The following is a 20,282-nucleotide window of genomic DNA, read 5'->3' as shown; positions in this document are numbered from 1 at the left end:
TCTCGGGCTCAGGGCTTGTTGGCGATCAGCGAAATCACTTCGAAGTGTGGCGGACGCTTCTCGCGGGTGACCGTCTCCAGGCTGGACACCTGCAGGCCGGCCTTGTCGACGAACTTGCGCAGCTCCTTGTCACTGAAACCAAGGTTGACGTGGCCGTATGCCTCCACCGCTGCCTTGTGCTCGTGGCGAGCCAGGCTGCACAGCAGCAGGCGGCCACCGGGGCGCAGCACGCGTGCGGCTTCGGTCACCGCCTGCGCCGGTTTGCTGGCATAGGTCAGCGCGTGCATCAGCACCACCAGGTCGAAGCTGCCGTCCTTGAATGGCAGTGCATGCATGTCGCCCTCGCGCACTTCCACATTGGGCAGGCGGCGCAGGCGCTCGCTGGCGGCGGCAACCACGCGCGCGCTGGTGTCGATGCAGATGTAGCGCTTGGCATGCGGGGCGACCAGTTCGGCCAGCACGCCGTCACCGGAGGCGATATCGAGCACGTCGCCGGTCTCCAGCAGCGGCAGCGCGGTACGCGCCAGCGCCTCCCAGGTGCGGCCAGGCGAGTAGTGGCGTTCCATGTCACCGGCCACGCTGTCGGCCCAGTTCTGGTCCGAGGCGCGGTGGGCCAGCACGGCGGCGACACGTTCAGCGTCCTGTCGCAGCAGCGGGTCGTCGCTTCCGTTGCTCAAGGCATGCCACAATGCACGCTGCGCCGGGTCCAGCTGGGCCTCGTCGAAGCGGTAATAGGCCGACACGCCCGCACGGCGGTCGCGGACCAGGCCGGCTTCCTTCAGGCGCGCCAGGTGGGTGGACACGCGCGGCTGTGCCAGCCGGGTGATCGCCGACAGTTCGGCCACGGTCAGTTCCTCCTGCTCCAGCAGCGCCAGCAGGCGCACGCGGGTCGCATCGGCGAACACCTTCAGGCGGGTCGACCAGTCTTCAAGATCCATAAATATCTACCTATCGCGATATAGAGATATATTCGCTGAGACGGCCCGCCGCGGTCAAGTCGCCAGCGTACGGAAGCAGCCGGGCCCCGGTACAATCGGGGCACCTGGGCGCACCGTAATGTGGCCCATAACTTCATGTACCCGGGAGGGTGTTGTGGATTTCAGCTTTACCGAAGAGCAGTTGATGCTGCAGGACGTTGCGCGGCGCATCGCGCAGGAGAAGATCGCCCCGAGCGCGGAGCACCATGACCGTACCGGCGAGTTCCCGCTGGACAACATCCGCCTGCTTGGTGAGAACGGGCTGATGGGCATCGAAGTGCCGACCGAGTACGGTGGCGCGGGCATGGACCCGGTTGCGTACGTGCTGGCGATGGTGGAGGTCGCCGCCGCCGACGCAGCCCACTCGACCATCATGTCGGTCAACAACTCGCTGTTCTGCAACGGCATCCTCACCCACGGTACCGAGCAGCAGAAGCAGACCTACGTGCGTGCCATCGCCGAAGGCACGGCCATCGGCGCGTTCGCGCTGACCGAGCCGCAGTCCGGTTCGGACGCCACGGCCATGCGCTGCCGCGCGGTGAAGCAGGCCGACGGCACCTTCGTCATCAACGGCAAGAAGAGCTGGATCACCTCCGGCCCGGTGGCCAGGTACATCGTGCTGTTCGCGATGAGCGAGCCGGACAAGGGCGCGCGCGGCATCACCGCCTTCATCATCGATACCGACAAGGCTGGCTTCGGTCGCGGCAAGACCGAGCCGAAGCTGGGCATCCGCGCTTCGGCCACCTGCGAGATCGAGTTCAACGATTACGTGGCGCAGGCCGAAGACGTGCTGGGCCAGGAAGGCGAAGGCTTCAAGATCGCCATGAGCGTGCTCGATGCTGGCCGCATCGGTATCGCCTCGCAGGCCATCGGTATCGCCCGTGCCGCCTATGAGGCGACCCTGGAATACGTGAAGGAGCGCAAGGCGTTCGGCGCGGCCATCGGCACCTTCCAGATGACCCAGGCCAAGATCGCCGACATGAAGTGCAAGCTGGACGCAGCGCTGCTGCTGACCCTGCGCGCCGCATGGGTGAAGGGCCAGGGCAAGCGCTTCAGCACTGAAGCGGCGGTGGCCAAGCTGACCGCCTCGGAAGCGGCGATGTGGATCACCCACCAGGCCGTGCAGATCCACGGCGGCATGGGATACTCCAAGGAAATGCCGCTGGAACGCTACTTCCGTGATGCCAAGATCACCGAGATCTACGAGGGCACCTCGGAAATCCAGCGCCTGGTGATCGCACGCAACGAGACCGGGCTGCGTTGAGTTCGATCGGCCGCGCCGCTGCAACGGCGGCGCGGCCAGTAGATCCACGCCATGCGTGGATACACGGGCTTCTTGGCCGAGCGATACCCGGTCTGGTCCAATGCAGGCCGGTTTTTACGCGGTCTGCAAGAATGATCTTTCGTGGCTGGGGATTCATGACGCTGGTGACGCCGATTGCAGCCATCCTGCTGCTGGCGTACTTCTTTCCGCATGAAGGCCCCGGGGGCAACACTCCGCTGCCGCAGGTTCTGTTGGGTGCAGGCATCGGTGCAGCGGTGAACGTATTGCTGGGCCTGTGGCTCAACCGTGCGCCCCGGCAGAAGGGCGAGGCCGCACCCCATCATTTCTTTTTTGTGCCGATGCAATGGGCTGCACTGGCTTTCGTGGTGGTATGCGTGATGGTTGCGCTGCTGCGCTGAGAGGTTGCCCGAACAGCGCCAACCAAGGTTGGCGGCTACCGGGCATGCCGTTGCTCTGGTGGATGCCAACCTTCGGGCATGCAGTTGCCCTGGTAGATGCCAACCTTGGTTGGCATGGATTCAAGAGCGGCAAGAAAAAAGGCCCCGGATCACTCCGGGGCCTGTTCGTTTCAGCTCACCGCCGGATCAACGATCCGGACGATGCGCGGCTTCCGCGTCGCGCTGGCGCTCCATGAATTCCTTGGAGGATTCATCCAGCTTGTCGCCCAGCATGCGGCGCACGACCACGAAGAACACCGGGATCATCAGCAGGCCGAGCAGGGTGGCGAACAGCATGCCGCCGATCACGCCGGTACCGATGGCGTGACGGGAATTGGCGCCGGCGCCGGTGGAGATCGCCATCGGGATCACGCCCATGATGAACGCGAACGAGGTCATCAGGATCGGTCGGAAACGCAGGCGTGCCGCCTCGATGGTGGCATCACGCAGGGTCCTGCCTGCTGCGCGCTGCTCCACCGCGAACTCGACGATCAGGATCGCGTTCTTCGCGGCCAGGCCGATCACGGTGATCAGGCCGATCTTGAAGAACAGATCGTTGGGCAGGCCGCGCATCATCGACAGGGCGAGCGCGCCGAGGACGCCCAGCGGCACCACCAGCAGCACCGCCACCGGGATCGACCAGCTTTCATACAGCGCGGCCAGGCACAGGAACACCACCACGATCGACAGCACCAGCAGCAGCGTCGCGGCATTGCCGGCCAGGATTTCCTGGTAGGACATGCCCGACCAGTCGTAGCCGAAGCCGGCCGGCAGATCGTCGTTGACGATGCCTTCCATGGTCTGCATCGCCTCACCCGAGCTGGTGCCCGGTGCCTGCGAGCCGACGATGTTGATCGCCGAGTAGCCGTTGTAGCGGCTCAGCGACGGCGACGCCGACACCCATTCGGACTTGACCACCGTGTTCAGCGGGATCATCGAATTGGTGCCATCGGCGTTCTTGGTCAGGCTGGACGGGCTGTAGAAGCTCTTCAGCGACTCCTGGCCGGTGCGGTACGGACCATCGGCCTGCATGGTCACGCGCTTGATGCGGCCTTCGTAGAAGAAGTCGTTCACGTACACCGGGGCCAGCATCAGCTGGATGGTGCTGTACACGTCCGACACCGACATGCCCATCGACTGCGCCTGCACGCGATCGACATGCAGCTGCAGCTGCGGGGCGTTCTCCAGGCCGTTCGGGCGTACGCCCACCAGATGGTCCGGCTTCTGCGCGGCCTGGCCGAGCAGGATGTTGCGCGCCTGGGTCAGCTGTTCGTAGCCGGCACCGCTGCGGTCCTGCAGCCACATGTCGAAGCCGCCGAACTGGCCGAGGCCCTGCACGGTGGGCAGGTTAACCACGAAGATCTGCGCTTCCTTGATGCCGTAGAACGCGCCGTTCATGTTCTGGATGAACTCGGGCGCGGTGAACTTGCGTTCCTCCCACGGCTTCAGGCGGATGAAGCCCATGCCCACGTTCTCGCCGGAACCGACGAAGCTGAAACCGGCCACCTGCAGCATGCCTTCATAGCCATCCTGCTTTTCCAGGATGCCACGCATCTGCGCGAACACCTCGTTGGTCTGGCCCTTGGTCGAGCCCGGCGGCAGCTGCACGATCGCCAGCGCATAGCCCTGGTCTTCTTCCGGCAGGAAGCTGCCCGGCATGCGGGTGAACAGGAAGCCACACAGTGCGGTAAGCACCACGAACAGAATCATCCAGCGCGGCGCATGGCGCACCGCGGAGGTGATGTGGCCCACATAGGTGTGGCTGATCTTGTCGTAGTACTTGTTGAAGGTGCGGTAGACGATGTTCGGGTTGTCGTTGTGCGTCGGCTTGAGGAAGGTCGCGCACAGCGCCGGCGTGAAGCCCAGGGCCAGGAACGCCGAGAACGCCATCGAGATGGCGATGGTCAGCGCGAACTGCTTGTAGATCTCACCGGCGGCGCCGCCCTGCAGGGCGGACGGGATGAACACCGCAGCCAGCACGACGGTGATCGCCACCACCGCGCCGGTGATCTGGGTCATCGCCTTCTGCGTGGCCGGTTTCGGCGCCAGGCCCTCCTCGGTCATGATACGTTCGACGTTCTCGATCACCACGATCGCGTCATCGACCACGATGCCGATCGCCAGCACCATCGCGAACAGGGTCAGCTGGTTGATCGTGAAGCCGATCATCCACATGCCCAGGAAGGTACCGAGCAGGGCCACCGGGATGACCAGGGTCGGGATCAGGGTGGCGCGGAAGTTCTGCAGGAAGATCAGCATCACCAGGAACACCAGGAACACTGCCTCGAACAGTGTCTTGACCACTTCCTGGATCGAGATCTTGACGAAGGTGGTGCTGTCGTACGGCGAGAACCAGGTCACGCCGGACGGGAAGCTGGGCTGCAGCTCGTCCATCTTGGCGCGCACCGCATCGGCCACGTTCAGGGCGTTGGCGCCCGGCAGCAGCTGGATGGCGAAGGCGCCGGTCGGCTTGCCGTTGTACTGGGTGTCGAAGCCGTAGTTGTTGGCGCCGAATGCGACGCGGGCGATGTCCTTCATCAGCACCCGCGAGCCGTCAGGATTCGCGCGCAGGATGATGTTCTCGAACTCCTGCGGCGAACTGAAGCGGCCTTCAGCCGAGACCGTGGCGGTGAAGTGCTGGCCTTCCGGCGATGGGTCCGAACCCAGCGCACCGGCGGCGAACTGCACGTTCTGCGCGCGCACTGCCGCCAGCACCTGGCTGGCCGACAGGCCGTAACCCTGCATCTTTTCCGGGTTGAGCCAGATGTTCATGGCGTACTCGGAACCGAACTGCTGGGTGCTGCCGACGCCGGGGATACGCGAGACCTGGTCGAGCACGCGCGAACCGACGATGTCGTTCAGGGCATCACGGTTGATGGCCGGCGTATCGGACTGCAGCGCGATCACCATCAGGAAGCCGGCGTTGGCCTTGGCCACCACCACGCCCTGCTGGGTCACTTCCGAAGGCAGTCGTGGCGTGGCCAGCGAGACCTTGTTCTGCACCTGCACCTGGGCGATGTCCGGATCGGTACCGGTCTCGAAGGTCAGGGTGATCTGCGCACGGCCGTTGGACGCGGACGAGGAGCTGAAGTACAGCAGATGATCGATACCGGTCAGCTGCTGCTCGATCACCTGGGTGACCGATTTTTCCGTGGTGTCGGCGCTGGCGCCCGGGTAGGTCGCCGAGACGGTGACCTGTGGTGGGGCGATGTTGGGATAGGACTCCACGCCCAGGTTGAGGATCGCGATCACGCCGCTGAGCGAGATCAGGATCGCAACCACCCAGGCGAAGACTGGATGTTCGATGAAAAATTTAGGCATGACGGAAGGTTCCCGTTACTGCTTGTTCGAATCGGTGGCGGCCGGCTTGGCCGCATCGGCCTGCTCGGGCTTGGCCGCGTCGGCCGGTGCCTTGCCTGCGGCTGGTGCCGCGCCCGCCGGAGCGGCGCCGCCCGCGGCAGGCTTGCCGTTGGCGTCCTGCCCCGGGGTCCACGGCTTGGCCACCGCCGGTGCACCTTCCTTGACCTTCTGCACGCCGGCCACGATCACCTTGTCACCGGCGGCCAGGCCATCGCTGACCAGCCAGTTGCCGTTCTGTGCACCATCGGTCTTCACGTTCTTGCGGACGACCTTGCCGTCGGCACCGACCACCATCACGTAGCCGCCGGTGGTGTCACGCAGCAGCGCCTGCTGCGGCACCAGGTAGGCGTTGTTGCGCTCGCCCAGGTTGGCCTGGAAGCTGACGAAGGCACCCGGCAGCAGGATCTGCTGCGGGTTCGGCAGCAGCGCACGCAGCGACACCGCGCCGGTGGCCGGGTCGACCGTGGTCGAAGAGAAGTCCAGCGTGCCCGGCTCGCTGTAGGTGGTGCCGTCGGCCAGCTTGACGTTGACCGTGGCCTTGCCGTCACCCGACAGCGCCAGCGCGCCCTTGGCCTGCTGCGCGCGCAGCTGGGTCAGTTCGTCCACGCTCAGCGAGAAGTTCACGTACAGCGGGTCGAGCTGGTCGACGGTGGTCAACAGGGTCACATCGCCCTGGCCGACCAGTGCGCCCTCGGTGACCTGCTGCTTGTTGGCCACGCCGCTGATCGGTGCGGTCACTTCGGTATAGCCCAGGCTGATGCGCGAGGATGTCACCGCCGCTTCGGCCTGCTTGACCGCGGCCAGCGCGGTGCGCTCGGCCGATTCGGCGTTGTCCAGGTCGGACTTGGAGACGAACTGCTGCGGTGCCAGCGAACGTGCGCGGTCTGCCGCCACCTTGGCATTGGCGTAGGTGGCGCGGGCCGAGGCCAGTTGGGCCTCGGAGGCATTGAGCGAGGCACGCAGCGGCGCCGGGTCGATCAGGAACAGGGGCTGGCCCTGCTTGACCTGCGAGCCTTCCTGGTAGACGCGCTTGAGCAGTACGCCCGGCACGCGCGCACGCACGTCGGCGCTGCGGAACGGCGACAGGCGGCCGACCAGCTCACGCTGCAGCGGCAGGGTCTGCGGCTTGGCGTCGATCACGCCCACCTCCGGCGGCGGGGGCGTCTGCTGTTCCGGCTTCTTGCAGGCAGCCAGCGCGACAGCAACGGCGCACGTCAAGGCAAAGGTGCGGAGTGGGGCGGTCATCAGGAGGAACTCCGGGGTTGGTTTGAAGACGGGGCCGCCGACGGCTGAGGCGCGAAGGCGCGCAGGAAGCTGTCGACGGAGAACTCTGCCCAGCGCCGACGCAGCTGCGCGTCATCACGATGGGGGGTATGGAAACGTTGTTTGTCGAAATCCTGACCGGCAATCATGCTCAGCAGCAGTTCGGCCATGAAGTGCGGGTCGTCATGCCGGAGCTGGCCACGCCTGCAAACGGTTTCAATCCATTCAGCAAGATAAAGCGTCAGCGCGCCGGCCCCATGCCGGTACAGCGTACGCGCCTCTTCGGGAAACTGGGCCGCGTCGGCGGCGATCAGCCGGCAGGCCTGGCCTACGTGCGGTTGGTTGAAGTGCTCCAGGAAGTCGATGGCGAACTGGAGCAGGCTGGCACGCAGGTCGTCAGTGCGGAGTGCACGAACCATGGCCCCGGTGGCGTGGCCGACGTGGTGCTGCATCACCCGGCGCAGCAGTTCCTGCTTGTTGCCGTAGCGCGAGTACAGGGTCTGCTTGGAGCAGCCGGCATGCTGGGCCACCGCATCCATGCTCATCTGCATGCCCTGCTGGGCCAGCAGCTCGCGCACGGCATCGAACACGCGCTCATCGCGTGCGTCGAGGGCAACGGGGAGGTAGGCCGGATTCACGCGGTGGACTATACCGTCCAGTTCAGGATTGTGGAATCGAATCGGCGTCGCCGCGTGTGTCTTCCGGTAACACGCTTTGCCGATCCTGTCGGCAGTGCTGAAGCGGGCGCCAGCACCATACCGGTGCGAACTGAATAGGCGTCTAAACCGCAGCAAACCCGAATCTGGTTATTCCGTCCTGCAGCAAGGCCTTTTCGTGCGGTAGGGCTACAATTTCATTTTCCCAACTGAGCAAGCGCATCGCTCTGCCATGAAACCGCAAAAAACCGCAGCCAAGACCGTGAAAAACAAGACCAAACCAGCAGAGTCGGAGGTCGCAGTGACCGCTGGTTTCTCCCTGGAGCCGGTGTACACGGCATTGCGCAAGCGTTACCCCGCGGCCGCACAGGCCGAAGCGGTGGCCTTCGCCACTGACTTCTACAAGCGCATGGAGTCGGACGAGTTCCCGCACCACAGCGCTGAAGAGTGGGCCGCTCTCGCGGCTGAGACGCTGGAATTCGCCCGTGCCCGCAAGGCCGGCAAGGCCAACGTCCGCGTGTTCAATCCGACCGCGAAGGCCAACGGTTGGGAATCGCCCCACACTGTGCTGCAGATCGTCAACGACGACATGCCGTTCCTGGTCGACACCGTCACCATGTCGCTGGCCGAACAGGGCGTGGGTGTCCACGTGCTGGGCCACCCGGTGCTGCGCTTCACCCGCGACAAGGCCGGCAAGCTGGTCAAGGTCGGCGAGGGTGATGCCGAGTCGGTGATGCTGCTGGAAATCGACCGCCAGCCGGCCGAAGCCATGGCGGCCATCGAGCAGGCCATCAACAAGGCGCTGGATGAAGTGCGCGCGATCGTGCGTGACTGGCAGCCGATGAAGGACAAGGCGCTGGCACTGGCCGACGACCTGGGCAGCCGCCAGCTGCCGGTCGACGCAGCCTCGCGCAAGGAAGCACAGGAATTCCTGCGCTGGGCCGCCGACAACCACTTCACCTTCTTCGGCTACCGCGAGTACCGCGTCGAGAAGCAGGGCAAGGAAGAAGTGCTGGCGCCGCTGAACGACACCGGCCTGGGCCTGATGCGCGGCAAGGACAAGTCCGCCGCCCGTCCGGTCAAGACGCTGGCCGCGCAGGGCCTGAACACCACGTCCGGCCTGAAGGACGCGCTGATCCTGACCAAGACCAACGCCCGTTCGCGCGTGCACCGCGCCGGCTACATGGACTACATCGGCGTGCTGGAATTCGACGCCAAGGGCAAGATCATCGGCGAGCAGCGCTTCCTCGGCCTGTTCACCTCCAGCGCCTACAACCGTCGCCCGTGGGAAATCCCGCTGGTGCGCCAGCGCCACGAGCACGTGATGAAGCAGTCGGGCCTGGCCCCGGCCAGCCACAGCGGCAAGGCCCTGCGCCACATCCTGGAAACCCTGCCGCGCGAAGAACTGTTCCAGTCCAGCGAGGACGAACTGTTCCGCACCGCCATGGGCGTGCTGGGCCTGCAGGAGCGCGTGCGCAGCCGCCTGTTCCTGCGCCGCGACAAGTACAGCCGTTTCATCTCCGCGCTGGTCTACCTGCCGCGCGAGCGCTTCAACACCGACGTGCGCCTGCGCATCGAGGCCATGCTGAAGGACGCGCTGCACGGCGAGTACGTGGACAGCTCGGTGGTGCTGGGCGAATCGCCGCTGGCCCAGGTGCACCTGATCGTGCGCCCGAAGCCGGGTGAAATGCTCGACGTCGATACCGCCGAACTGGAGCAGAAGCTGGCCCAGGTGCTGCGCAACTGGCAGGACGACCTGCGTGAAGCGCTGGTGACCCGCCATGGCGAAACTGAAGGCCTGCGCATCGCTGCCCGCATCGGCAAGGCACTGCCGGCCGGCTACATCGAAGACAACAGCACCGCTGTTGCCGCCAACGATGTCAGCCAGCTTGATGCCCTGACCGGTCCGGACGACCTGCGCCTGAGCCTGCAGGCCGTGCCGCGCGAAAGCGGCGATGGCCTGCGCCTGAAGCTGTACCGCCAGCTGGACGACATTCCGCTGTCGGACGCGCTGCCGATGATGGAAAACATGGGCCTGCGCGTGATCGCCGAGCGTCCGTACCGCCTGTCGGTCGACAACGCCCCGGTGTATGTGCAGGACTTCGAGGTCGAATCGACCGCCGGCGCGATCGATGCCGCCAGCGTCGACGAAGCCTTCGGCGAGACCTTCGCCCGCGTCTGGCACGGCGATGCCGAGAACGATGGCTTCAACCGCCTGGTGCTGGCTGCCGGCCTGCACTGGCGCCAGGTCGCCATGCTGCGTGGTTACTGCAAGTACCTGCTGCAGACCGGCGTGCCGTTCTCGCAGGCGTACGTGGAAGGCACCTTCACCCGCTATCCGCTGCTGGCGCGCCTGCTGGTCGAACTGTTCGAAGCCCGCTTCGATCCGGCCACCGGCCACGAAAGCAAGGAAGACATCGTCGCTGGCCAGGCCCAGCTGAAGGCGCACCTCGATGTGCTGGCCGCCGGTGACGAGGCCACCCTGAAGGTGCTCAAGACCGTGGTCGACGCCCGCAAGGGGGATCGCGATGCGCAGATGCAGGCCGCGCGCGATGCGCTGCTGAAGCTGATGGACCGCGTGTCCAGCCTGGACGAGGACCGCATCCTGCGCTCGTTCATGGGCGTGATCGATGCGACCCTGCGTACCAGCTACTACCAGACCGATGCCAACGGCCAGCACGGCCATGTCATCAGCTTCAAGTTCGATTCGGCACTGGTGCCGGACCTGCCGAAGCCGCGCCCGTACCGCGAAATCTTCGTCTACGGCCCGCGCGTGGAAGGTACCCACCTGCGCTTCGGCGCGGTCGCCCGTGGTGGCCTGCGCTGGTCGGATCGTCGCGAAGACTTCCGTACCGAAGTGCTGGGCCTGGTCAAGGCGCAGATGGTCAAGAACACCGTCATCGTGCCGGTCGGCGCGAAGGGCGGCTTCTTCGCCAAGACCCCGCCGGTGAACGGCGATCGCGATGCGATCTTCGCCAACGGCGTGGCCTGCTACAAGCTGTTCATCCAGGGCCTGCTGGACATCACCGACAACATCGTCAACAACAAGATCGTGCCGCCGGTGGATGTCGTGCGTCACGACATGGACGATCCGTACCTGGTGGTGGCCGCCGACAAGGGCACCGCGACCTTCTCCGACATCGCCAACGGCCTGGCCATCGCGCACGGCTTCTGGATGGGCGATGCATTCGCCTCCGGTGGTTCGGTCGGTTACGACCACAAGGGCATGGGCATCACCGCACGCGGTGCGTGGGAGTCGGTCAAGCGCCACTTCCGTGCGCTGGGCCGTGACAGCCAGAGCCAGGACTTCACCGCCGTCGGCGTCGGCGACATGTCCGGCGACGTGTTCGGCAACGGCATGCTGCTGTCGCGCCACATCCGCCTGGTCGCTGCATTCGACCACCGCCACATCTTCCTGGACCCGAACCCGGATGCGGCCACCACGTTCGTCGAACGTGAGCGCCTGTTCACCGTGCCGCGTTCGAGCTGGGCGGACTACGATGCCAAGCTGATCAGCAAGGGCGGCGGCGTGTACCCGCGCAGCCTGAAGTCGATCGAGATCACCCCGCAGGTGCGTGAAGTGCTGGGCCTGGACGAGAGCGTCAAGGCGCTGTCGCCGAATGATCTGATGAGCGCGATCCTGAAGGCACCGGTCGACCTGCTGTGGAACGGCGGCATCGGTACCTACGTCAAGGCCGCCAGCGAGCAGCACAGCGATGTCGGCGACCGCGCCAACAACGCGCTGCGCGTGAATGGTGGCGAGCTGCGCTGCAAGGTGGTGGGCGAGGGCGGCAACCTGGGCATGACCCAGCTGGGCCGCATCGAAGCCGCCCAGGCCGGCGTGCTGCTCAACACCGACTTCATCGACAACTCGGCAGGTGTCGACACCTCCGACCATGAAGTCAACATCAAGATCCTGCTCAACGATGTGGTGCGGGCCAAGAAGCTGACCGTCGAGCAGCGCAACAAGCTGCTGGCGTCGATGACCGACGAAGTCGCCGCGCTGGTGCTCAACGACAACTACCGCCAGAACCAGGCCCTGAGCCTGATGGAGCGGATGGCGGTCAAGCGCCTGGGTTCCAAGCAGCACTTCATCCGTACCCTGGAACAGCAGGGCCTGCTCGATCGCCAGATCGAATTCCTGCCGTCCGACGCCGAGCTGTCCCAGCGCAAGGCGCGCGGCCAGGGCCTGACCCGTCCGGAACTGTCGGTGCTGCTGTCCTATTCCAAGCTGGTGGCGTTCGCCCAGCTGCTGGATTCGGACATCCCGGAAGATCCGTACCTGTCCAAGGAACTGCAGCGCTACTTCCCGACCCCGCTGCAGAAGAAGTACGCCGACGCGATGGAGCGTCACCGCCTGAAGCGCGAAATCATCGCCACGGCCGTGACCAACCAGACCATCAACCGCATGGGCGCCACCTTCCTGATGCGCATGCAGGAAGACACCGGCCGTTCCATCGCCGAGGTCGCCAAGGCGTACACCATCAGCCGCGAAACGCTGGATGCACGCGCGCTGTGGGCACAGATCGACGCCCTCGACGGCACCTTGCCGGAGTCGGTGCAGATCGACGCGCTGGAAGTGATCTGGAAGCTGCAGCGCTCGTTCGTGCGCTGGCTGCTGTCGCGCCCGGGCCCGATGCCGGGCATCACCGAGGCGGTCAACCGCTATCAGGGTCCGTTCAACGACATCCGTGTTGCTTCGGGTGTGCTGCCGGATTCGCAGCGTCCGACCTACGAAGCCCTGGTGGCCGAGTGGAAGGAAAAGGGCCTGCCGTCGGCACTGGCACAGCAGCTGGCCGAACTGCACTTCCTGGAGCCGGCGTTCGACATCATCGAACTGGCCCGTACCCGCAAGCTGAAGCCGGTGGACGTGTCCAAGATCCACTTCCGCCTGGGCGACGCGTTGCAGCTGCCGTGGCTGTTCGAGCAGATCGACGCGCTGGAGGTCAACGGCCGTTGGCACGCGGTGGCACGTGGCGTGCTGCGCGACGAACTGGCGGCGCACCACCGCAGCCTGGCCGGCCAGGCACTGGGCACCAAGGGCAGCACCGCTGAAGCCAAGGTGGCCGCGTGGATCGGTCGTGACGACAGCAGCCTGCGCTTCACCCTGGCGATGCTGGCTGAGCTGGCCGAGCAGAAGACGTTGGACTACCCGACCGTCTCGGTGGCAGTCCAGCGCCTGGGCCAGCTGGCTGCCCACGGCGCGTAAGTGATGCAGTGCCGGGCGCTGCCCGGCATGCGTGAACCGGAACGGCCCCGCGAAAGCGGGGCCGTTCTGCATTGCATGGTAGTGCCGGCCGCTGGCCGGCAGCCGCATGAACTGCAACCGGGTGCAGCTGCCGGCCAGCGGCCGGCACTACCGGGTATGCTCTTGCTGGTACACCCACCCGGATCCACCGATGAGCGACACCCCCCGCATCGCTTTCCTGGCAAGCACCACCGAGCCCGCGCAGATGGCCCGCGCGGCCATGGTGTTGCGCTATGGCGACTACACGCCCGAGCAGGCCGATGTACTGTGCCCACTGGGCGGCGATGGCTTCATGCTGCAGACCCTGCACCGGCATGGGCACCTGGGCAAGCCGGTGTTCGGCATGAAACTGGGCACGGTCGGCTTCCTGATGAACCAGTACCGCGGCGACGATGACGTGCAGGCGCGCATCGCCCGTGCCGAACCGGCCAACCTGCGACCGCTGGAGATGGTGGCGCTGACCGAATCGGGCACCAGCACCGGCTCGCTGGCCTACAACGACGTCTCGCTGCTGCGCCAGACCCGCCAGGCCGCGCATATCGGCATCGACCTCAACGGCCAGGAACGCGTGGCCGAACTGATCGGTGACGGCGTGCTGGTGGCGACCCCGGCTGGTAGTACCGCCTACAACTATTCCGCGCACGGCCCGGTGCTGCCACTGGGCTCGCATACCATCGCCCTGACGCCGCTGGCCCCGTATCGGCCGCGACGCTGGCGCGGGGCGATCCTCAAGGCCGACACCGAAGTGCGTTTCCGCGTGCTCGATCCGTACAAGCGCCCGATCAGCGTGACCGCTGATTCGCACGAGACCCGCGACGTGGTCGAGGTGACCATCCGCGAGTCGAAGGACCGCCGCGTGACCCTGCTGTTCGACCCGGAACACAACCTGGAAGACCGGATCCTGAGCGAACAGTTCGTTTTTTGAGGACAATAGGCGGCCGGCCACGCCGACCGCTTGAAGGACCCCCACCGATGGGCGACAACTCCCCCCGTTTGCTGACCGTTGCGGTGACCTCGCGCGCATTGTTCGACCTCGAGGAAAGCCACGCGCTGTTCGAGAGCGATGGCGTGGCGGCCTATGCCGAGTTCCAGCGCCAGCATGAGGACGACATCCTCGGCCCCGGCGTGGCCTTCCCGGTGGTGCGCAAGCTGCTGGCGCTGAACCAGGGCGCCAGCCCGGAGAATCCGCGGGTCGAGGTGATCCTGCTGTCGCGCAACTCGGCAGATACGGGCCTGCGCATCTTCAACTCGATCCAGCACTACGGCCTGGGCATCATCCGCGCGACCTTCACCGCCGGCGAGCCGACCTGGCCGTACGTGAAGCCGTTCGGCACCGACCTGTTCCTGTCGGCCAACCCCGAATCGGTGCGCAGCGCGCTGCGCCATGGCATCGCAGCGGCCACCATCCTGCCCAAGCCGCCCGGCGAAACCGCCGCTGCGGCTGCTGACCAGATCGATACCGGCCGCCCGGCCGGCCAGCTCCGCATTGCTTTTGATGGTGACGCGGTGATCTTCGGCGACGAGAGCGAGCGCATTTCGCGCGAGCAGGGCGTGGAAGCGTTTGGCCGTCACGAGCGTGAAAGGGCCCGCGAACCGCTCAGCGGGGGCCCGTTCCGCGGCTTCCTGTCGGCCCTGCACACGCTGCAGGAAGTGTTCCCGGCCGGCGAGAGTGCGCCGATCCGTACCGCACTGGTGACCGCACGTTCTGCGCCGGCGCATGAGCGGGTGATCCGCACCCTGCGCGAGTGGGGCGTGCGCCTGGATGAGGCGCTGTTCCTCGGCGGCCGGCACAAGGGCCCGTTCCTGCAGGCGTTCGGCGCCGACATCTTCTTCGATGATTCGCAGCACAACATCGACAGTGCCCGCGAGCATGTGGCCGCCGGCCACGTACCGCACGGCGTCGCCAACGAGGGGTAGGGTCTGGTAGTTGCCAACCTTGGTTGGCATTGCCGTCAGGCCACGGGTCCGATCAAGGGCTGCCGGACATCCCCAGCTGCAGGTCCACCACCTTCCAGCGCAGGCCCTGCGGCTCCAGCACCACCTTCATCGGTGGCTGGCCGGGACCGCGATCCACATCAATCACGAAACGGTCCAGCGCTTCAAAATGATGTTCGGCATGCTTCAGCGGTCGCGCCGGTTCGGTCGGGCCGAAGGCATCGCCGCCCTGCAGTTCATTGCGGCCGCGCTTCCACAGCACGTGGCCCTGCAGCATCGCGCCGATACCGGTCGGGGTCACCATGGTGTCCACCGCCGCGCCGCCGAGCTGGTCGCCCAGCCCGTACAGCAGGGCACCGAAGGGACTGACTGCCACGTCCGGGCCGGCCTGGCGCACCAGGTAGTCGTTGAGCTGGGCGCGCAGGCTGCTGCGCACGCGCGGGAAATCCACGTAGCGCTCCAGGCGCGCGGTGTCGCGCTGTTCAATGGCCTGGGACAGCCCGCGCACGGTCATGTAGGGACCACCGAACCACCAGGCCGCCAAGGCCAGGACCAGCAGCGCAACGAGTGCAGTGAGTTTCTTCATGCCGCCCAGACTGCCGCAACCGCAGCGGCATGGGGTGAAGACTCAATGACTGGGTGATCCGCGGCCATCACCGAAGGCGGCCACCAGCTGTTGGCGTTCGGCTGCGGTCAGTGCCTCAAGCTGCGTCGCCAGCACGTCGTCCAGGCTGCCGGTGCGGGTAGTGCCGAGGATGCCGCTGGCCACGCCGGGATGGCCCAGGGCATAGGCAAACGCGGTCTGTGCGGGGCGTTGGCTGCGGATGGCGGCGATGGCGTGGCGCATCCGGCGTGCGCTGTGCATCAGTGCGCGGCTGCTCGGCTTGAGCCAGGCTCTGGCCAGGTACCAGGCGTCGGCCGGGCGCGGCAGGCGGGCGCGTGACGGCAGCAGATGGCCCTGCGCCAGCACGGTACCGGCCAGCACGCCGATACCCGCCGCGTGCAGCTGGTCGATGAGGGGTTCACGGTCCTGCTGCAGGGCGTTGTAGTCCAGAAGCACCACGTCGAACAGCGTGGGATGGTCGATCATCCAGCGCAGGGTCGACGCCGTGTGCGTATTGATGCCGGTGTGCCGGATCAGCCCGCGTTCGCGCAGTCGCTGCAGTGCGGCCAGCAGGTCATCGTTGATGTCGTGCTGGCTGGCACCGTGCAGCTGGTAGATGTCGAGGTAATCCAGGCCGAGGTTGCGCAGCGAGGCTTCGCAGCTGGCGGTGATGGCTGCGGGCGAGAAATTGCGCTGCTCGGCGCCGCTGATGCCGGCCTGGCCGGTGAGCGTGCCGCCCTTGCTGGAGATCACCAGCGACTCGCGCGGGTATCGCTTCAGCAGCGGGCGCAGGATGCGGCCCAGCCGCGGCTCGGCGTGGAAACCGGAGTAGTTGTGGCCGGTGTCCAACAGGTTCATGCCCTGTGCCAGTGCATGCTCGACCACGTGCGCGGCAGACTGTTCCGGGAAGCGGCGATGCCCCCAGAATCCGGAACAGCCCAGGCCCACCGGCGAAACCGCCAGGCCGGTGCGGCCCAGCGTGCGGCGTTGGTGCGCCAACGGCATCAGAATTCCAGGTCCAGCGCGGCGCACAGGTAGTCGACGAACGGACCGAGCGCGGCCAGGTCCTTGCCCAGTGTGGACAGCAGGCGCGGGCCGGTCATGGTGGCGTCGTCCAGCGAGCGCCACATCACCCAGTTGCGGTGCTTGAGGTCGTCGATGAATTCGAAGTCGGCCGGAAAGCCGCGCGGCGGTCGCACCAGCTTTTCGCTTTCCTCGAAGTCGAAGCGCTTGCGCAGGGCCGGTGCATGCGCGGCGGCCTTCCAGCTGCCGGGGTTGTCGAGGATGAAATGGCGCACGCGGCGCTGGGTCTCCGGTTCCGGATGCCACAGCCCGGCACCGACGAAGCTCTCGCCCGGCTGCAGGTGCACGTAGAACGAGGGCGCGGCCACCTCGCGACGACGCTCATGGAACAGGCGCGCACCCTGCCAGGTCTTGTACGGGGATTTATCGTTGGAGAAGCGCGCGTCGCGATGGATGCGGAACAGCGAGCCGCCGACGCCGCGGGTATCGGCGCGGAAGTGGTCGCTGACCTCGGCCAGCGCCGGCTGCAGGTCACCCAGCAGGCGCAGGAACGGCTGCCGCACGTGGTCTTCATACTGCTGGCGGTGGTCGTTGAACCACGCCTTTTCGTTATGCCGCGCCAGGCTGCGCAGGAACTTGAAGCTGGCGTCCGAGAAATAGGTACTCACAGGGTCTCCTGCAGCTGCTGGCCCCAGTCGCGCAGCGATTGCAGCAGGGCCTGGCGCCGCGCATCGTCGGGCGCTTCGGCGGCCAGCGCATCGAGCTGCTGCTGGTACTGGGGCAGATTGAGTTCGCCCAGACCACCGTCTCCCAGCAGGCGCTGGCGACGGTAATCCTGCCAGCGCTGGCGTTCAGGCGGCGCGAGGCTGTCGGGATGATTGCGCGCGCGGTAGCGGAACAGCAGCTCGGGCAGGCGCGGGTCGCGGAAGCGGCCTTCCAGTGCGGCCAACTGCTCCGGCGCGCTGGTGCGTGCCAGCGCAAGCAGCGGTTTGTCGCCGTTGCCGAGGAAGCCGTCGTACAGCGAGGCATCGACGTCGGCCACGGTGGCGGCGCGGGGCTGGTTGTAGACCTGGCGCGCCTTCTCGGCCAGCTGCGGAGCGAACGCGCGCAGCCGTTCCACCTTGGCCTCGATCGCGGCCACGTCCAGGCCAAGGCGCGCGTGGTCATCGGCGCGCAGGTGGTTCCAGGCGATCAGTGCCGGCACCTTGTTCAGATGCACTTCCTTCAGCGGTACCCGCGCGGCGCCTTCGGGCAGCTCGCTGGCGCGCATGTACAGGCGCTGTGCGATCACCTCGGCCGGCAGTTCCAGCAGATCGTCGATCTCGCCTTCCAGGTCGAACACGATCACCCGGTTGTTGATGGTCGGGTGCATGGCCAGCGGCAGTACTGGCGCCGCGCACAGGCGGCTGGCCGGGTAGCGCATGGAGATGTGCAGCACCGGCTTCATCGCGGCCACGTCCAGCAGGCCGCCGACAAAGCGCTTGTCACGCAGCTTCAGCGCGTACTCCCACAGGCGCGGCTGCGACTGCTTGAACAGGCGTGCCATGCCGATGGTGGCGCGTACGTCGGACAGTGCTTCGTGCGCATCGCCTTCGCGCACGTTGTTGGCCTCGGCCAGGTGCTCGAGCTTGAACGAGGTGGCGCCGTCCTCGCGCAGTGGCCACTGGATGCCATCCGGGCGCATCGCGCGCATCAGTCGCAGCATGTCCAGCAGGTCCCAGCGCGAATTGCCGTTGCGCCACTCGCGCTCGTACGGGTCGTGGAAATTGCGGAACAGCCCGTAACGGACGAATTCATCGTCGAAGCGCAGCGTGTTGTAACCCAGCGCGCAGGTGCCGGGGCGCGACAGCTGTTCGTTGATGCGGTCGAAAGCCTCGGCCTCGCTGATGCCTTCGGCCAGTGCCTGCTGCGGGGTGATGCCGGTTACCAGGGTGGCCATCGGCGAGGGCAGCAAATCATCGGCCGGGCGCACGAAGAAGCTGACCGGGGTATCGATCTCGTTGAGGTCGGCATCGGTGCGGATGGCGGCGTACTGCGAGATGCGCGTGCGCCGCGGATCCTGGCCGAAGGTTTCCAGGTCGTAGAACAGGAAGCTGTCAGTCATCAGTGCGCGCCCTCCAGGACCGGCAGCAGCGCGTGGACCTGCGCTTCCAGTGCGGCCCAGTCGATGTTGTCCAGTGAATCGTGACCTGCGGTGGCTGCAACCAGCAGGTCGCGTTGCAGTTCGGTGCGGCGCAGCGCCTCGGCGTAGGGCGTGTGCAGGAAAGTGACCATCGTGTAGTGCGGTACGAAGCGGGTCGGCCAGCGCCGCTGCAGCTCCTGTTCCAGTTCGCGCTGCAGCAGGAATGCAGGGTCGGCCACGCGGTCGCGCATTTCCAGGTAGTTCTCCAGCGCCATCTGCTGGATGGCACGTGCATTCGGCTTGCGCTCGGCTTCGAACGCGGCGAACGCACCTTCCAGATCATCGGCCTCCATCAGGTGACGGGCCAGCGCAACGCAGTCCTCGAACGCGCAGTTCATGCCCTGGCCGTGGAACGGCACCATCGCATGCGCGGCGTCGCCGATCAGCACCGCGTTGCCCTGCTGATGCCAGCGCTCCAGGGTGAGCGTGCCAAGCAGGCCCGGTGGGTGCTGCTCCCAGTCCGCGCGCAGGTTCGGGATCAACGGCAGGGTGTCGGCGAACTCGCGCGCGAACAGCGCCTCGGCCTGTGCGCCGGTGTTGACCGTGGCGAAGCTGGGGTCGCCCTGGTTGGGCAGGAACAGGGTGACGGTGAAGGTGCCTTCGTGGTTGGGCAGGGCGATGCACATGTAGTGGCCACGCGGCCAGATGTGCAGTGCGTTGCGCTCGATGCGGAAGCTGCCGTCGGCGGCTGGTGGAATCTCCAGCTCCTTGTAGGAGTGGTCGAGGAAGGCGATGTCCTCGCCCAGCGGCGCACGGCGGTTCATCGCCGCCCGCAGTGCCGAACCGGCGCCGTCGGCACCGATCAGGGTGTCGAAGCGGATGTCGTGCGGGCTGTCGTCGCGGTCATCGATGAAGCGCGCGTAGCCGGCATCGAAATCGACGGTGTGCAGGCGGCGATGGAAGTGCACGGTGGCGCCGGCCTGTTCGGCCAGCTCCAGCAGCGTGGTGTTCAGGTCGCTGCGATGGATCGACCAGATCACTTCGCTGTCATCACGGCCATAGCGCTGCAGCTGCGGCTCGCCCTCGCGCGGGTGCACCATGCGTCCGCGCATCATCACCGCGCGCGCCATCACCTCATCTTCCACGCCGGCCTGGCGCAGTGCGTTGCGCCCACGCTCTGCCAGTGCCAGGTTGATCGAGCGGCCGCTCTCGTAGTCGGCCACGCGCGGATCGCCGCGGCGTTCGTACAGGGTGATGCGCCAGCCCTGGCGTGACAGCAGGATGGCCAGCAGGGACCCGGCAAGGCCGGCACCGATAATGCTCAACGAGCGGGAAGCGTGTGCGATCAACGAACTGTCCAGCAGTAGGGGAG

General features: G+C 66.3%; 14 protein-coding genes. 5 read left to right on the top strand and 9 right to left on the bottom strand.

Annotated elements, in window-relative coordinates:
• Nucleotides 1–8: 8 nt before the first annotated feature.
• Nucleotides 9–938, bottom strand: coding sequence for an ArsR/SmtB family transcription factor (locus EKL94_RS01275; protein WP_014037755.1), 930 nt, complete (start codon nt 936–938; stop codon nt 9–11).
• A 154-nt stretch (nt 939–1,092) separates the two neighbouring features.
• On the opposite strand from EKL94_RS01275, the gene EKL94_RS01270 reads away from it, so the two are divergent.
• Both EKL94_RS01270 and EKL94_RS01265 read left to right on the top strand, forming a co-directional pair.
• The gene (locus EKL94_RS01270; protein WP_099605148.1) at nt 1,093–2,241 is read left to right on the top strand and encodes an acyl-CoA dehydrogenase family protein; all 1,149 of its coding nucleotides are present in this window, start codon (nt 1,093–1,095) and stop codon (nt 2,239–2,241) included.
• Between the two features lie 131 nt (nt 2,242–2,372).
• On the top strand, nt 2,373–2,660 hold the full coding sequence (locus EKL94_RS01265; protein ID WP_185829972.1) for a hypothetical protein: 288 nt from the start codon (nt 2,373–2,375) through the stop codon (nt 2,658–2,660).
• A gap of 186 nt (nt 2,661–2,846) precedes the next feature.
• On the opposite strand, the gene EKL94_RS01260 is transcribed toward EKL94_RS01265, so the two are convergent.
• From EKL94_RS01260 to EKL94_RS01250, 3 genes are read right to left on the bottom strand one after another with little or no spacing between them, the layout of a single operon-like run.
• Entirely contained in the window at nt 2,847–6,020 is a 3,174-nt protein-coding gene (locus EKL94_RS01260; RefSeq protein WP_126927665.1) for a multidrug efflux RND transporter permease subunit, read from the bottom strand.
• A 15-nt stretch (nt 6,021–6,035) separates the two neighbouring features.
• Nucleotides 6,036–7,304, bottom strand: coding sequence for an efflux RND transporter periplasmic adaptor subunit (locus tag EKL94_RS01255; protein ID WP_126927664.1), 1,269 nt, complete (start codon nt 7,302–7,304; stop codon nt 6,036–6,038).
• Nucleotides 7,304–7,960: a TetR/AcrR family transcriptional regulator gene (locus tag EKL94_RS01250; protein WP_126927675.1), complete on the bottom strand. Its 657-nt coding sequence runs from the start codon at nt 7,958–7,960 to the stop codon at nt 7,304–7,306. Before EKL94_RS01250 ends, EKL94_RS01255 begins: the two co-directional genes overlap by 1 nt.
• A 250-nt stretch (nt 7,961–8,210) precedes the next feature.
• On the opposite strand from EKL94_RS01250, the gene EKL94_RS01245 reads away from it, so the two are divergent.
• The 3 genes from EKL94_RS01245 to EKL94_RS01235 all read left to right on the top strand — a co-directional run bounded on the left by EKL94_RS01245 (nt 8,211) and on the right by EKL94_RS01235 (nt 15,143).
• Nucleotides 8,211–13,187: an NAD-glutamate dehydrogenase gene (locus EKL94_RS01245; RefSeq protein WP_126927663.1), complete on the top strand. Its 4,977-nt coding sequence runs from the start codon at nt 8,211–8,213 to the stop codon at nt 13,185–13,187.
• A gap of 190 nt (nt 13,188–13,377) precedes the next feature.
• Nucleotides 13,378–14,151 (top strand): NAD kinase, encoded by a 774-nt coding sequence (locus EKL94_RS01240; protein WP_126927662.1) that lies wholly within the window; start codon nt 13,378–13,380, stop codon nt 14,149–14,151.
• Nucleotides 14,152–14,198: 47 nt separating this feature from the next.
• Nucleotides 14,199–15,143: a 5'-nucleotidase gene (locus EKL94_RS01235; protein WP_005410242.1), complete on the top strand. Its 945-nt coding sequence runs from the start codon at nt 14,199–14,201 to the stop codon at nt 15,141–15,143.
• 52 nt (nt 15,144–15,195) lie between these two features.
• On the opposite strand, the gene EKL94_RS01230 is transcribed toward EKL94_RS01235, so the two are convergent.
• From EKL94_RS01230 to EKL94_RS01210, 5 genes are read right to left on the bottom strand one after another with little or no spacing between them, the layout of a single operon-like run.
• Complete coding sequence (locus tag EKL94_RS01230) at nt 15,196–15,747, bottom strand: DUF2939 domain-containing protein (protein ID WP_126927661.1); 552 nt, start codon at nt 15,745–15,747, stop codon at nt 15,196–15,198.
• 42 nt (nt 15,748–15,789) lie between these two features.
• A complete protein-coding gene (locus tag EKL94_RS01225) occupies nt 15,790–16,770 on the bottom strand; it encodes an aldo/keto reductase (protein WP_126927660.1) in 981 nt (326 codons plus the stop codon).
• Complete coding sequence (locus EKL94_RS01220; protein WP_008265662.1) at nt 16,770–17,456, bottom strand: DUF2461 domain-containing protein; 687 nt, start codon at nt 17,454–17,456, stop codon at nt 16,770–16,772. The genes EKL94_RS01225 and EKL94_RS01220 overlap by 1 nt, the downstream gene beginning before the upstream one ends.
• Complete coding sequence (sbcB, locus tag EKL94_RS01215; RefSeq protein WP_126927659.1) at nt 17,453–18,892, bottom strand: exodeoxyribonuclease I; 1,440 nt, start codon at nt 18,890–18,892, stop codon at nt 17,453–17,455. The genes EKL94_RS01220 and sbcB overlap by 4 nt, the downstream gene beginning before the upstream one ends.
• The gene (locus EKL94_RS01210; RefSeq protein ID WP_126927658.1) at nt 18,892–20,259 is read right to left on the bottom strand and encodes an FAD-dependent oxidoreductase; all 1,368 of its coding nucleotides are present in this window, start codon (nt 20,257–20,259) and stop codon (nt 18,892–18,894) included. Before EKL94_RS01210 ends, sbcB begins: the two co-directional genes overlap by 1 nt.
• Nucleotides 20,260–20,282: the final 23 nt, after the last annotated feature.

The sequence above is a fragment of the Stenotrophomonas maltophilia genome (assembly GCF_003970865.1).
GTDB lineage: Bacteria > Pseudomonadota > Gammaproteobacteria > Xanthomonadales > Xanthomonadaceae > Stenotrophomonas > Stenotrophomonas maltophilia_AR.
The sequence above is the reverse complement of the archived record's forward strand: the minus strand, read 5'-3'. Positions and strand labels throughout refer to the sequence as shown.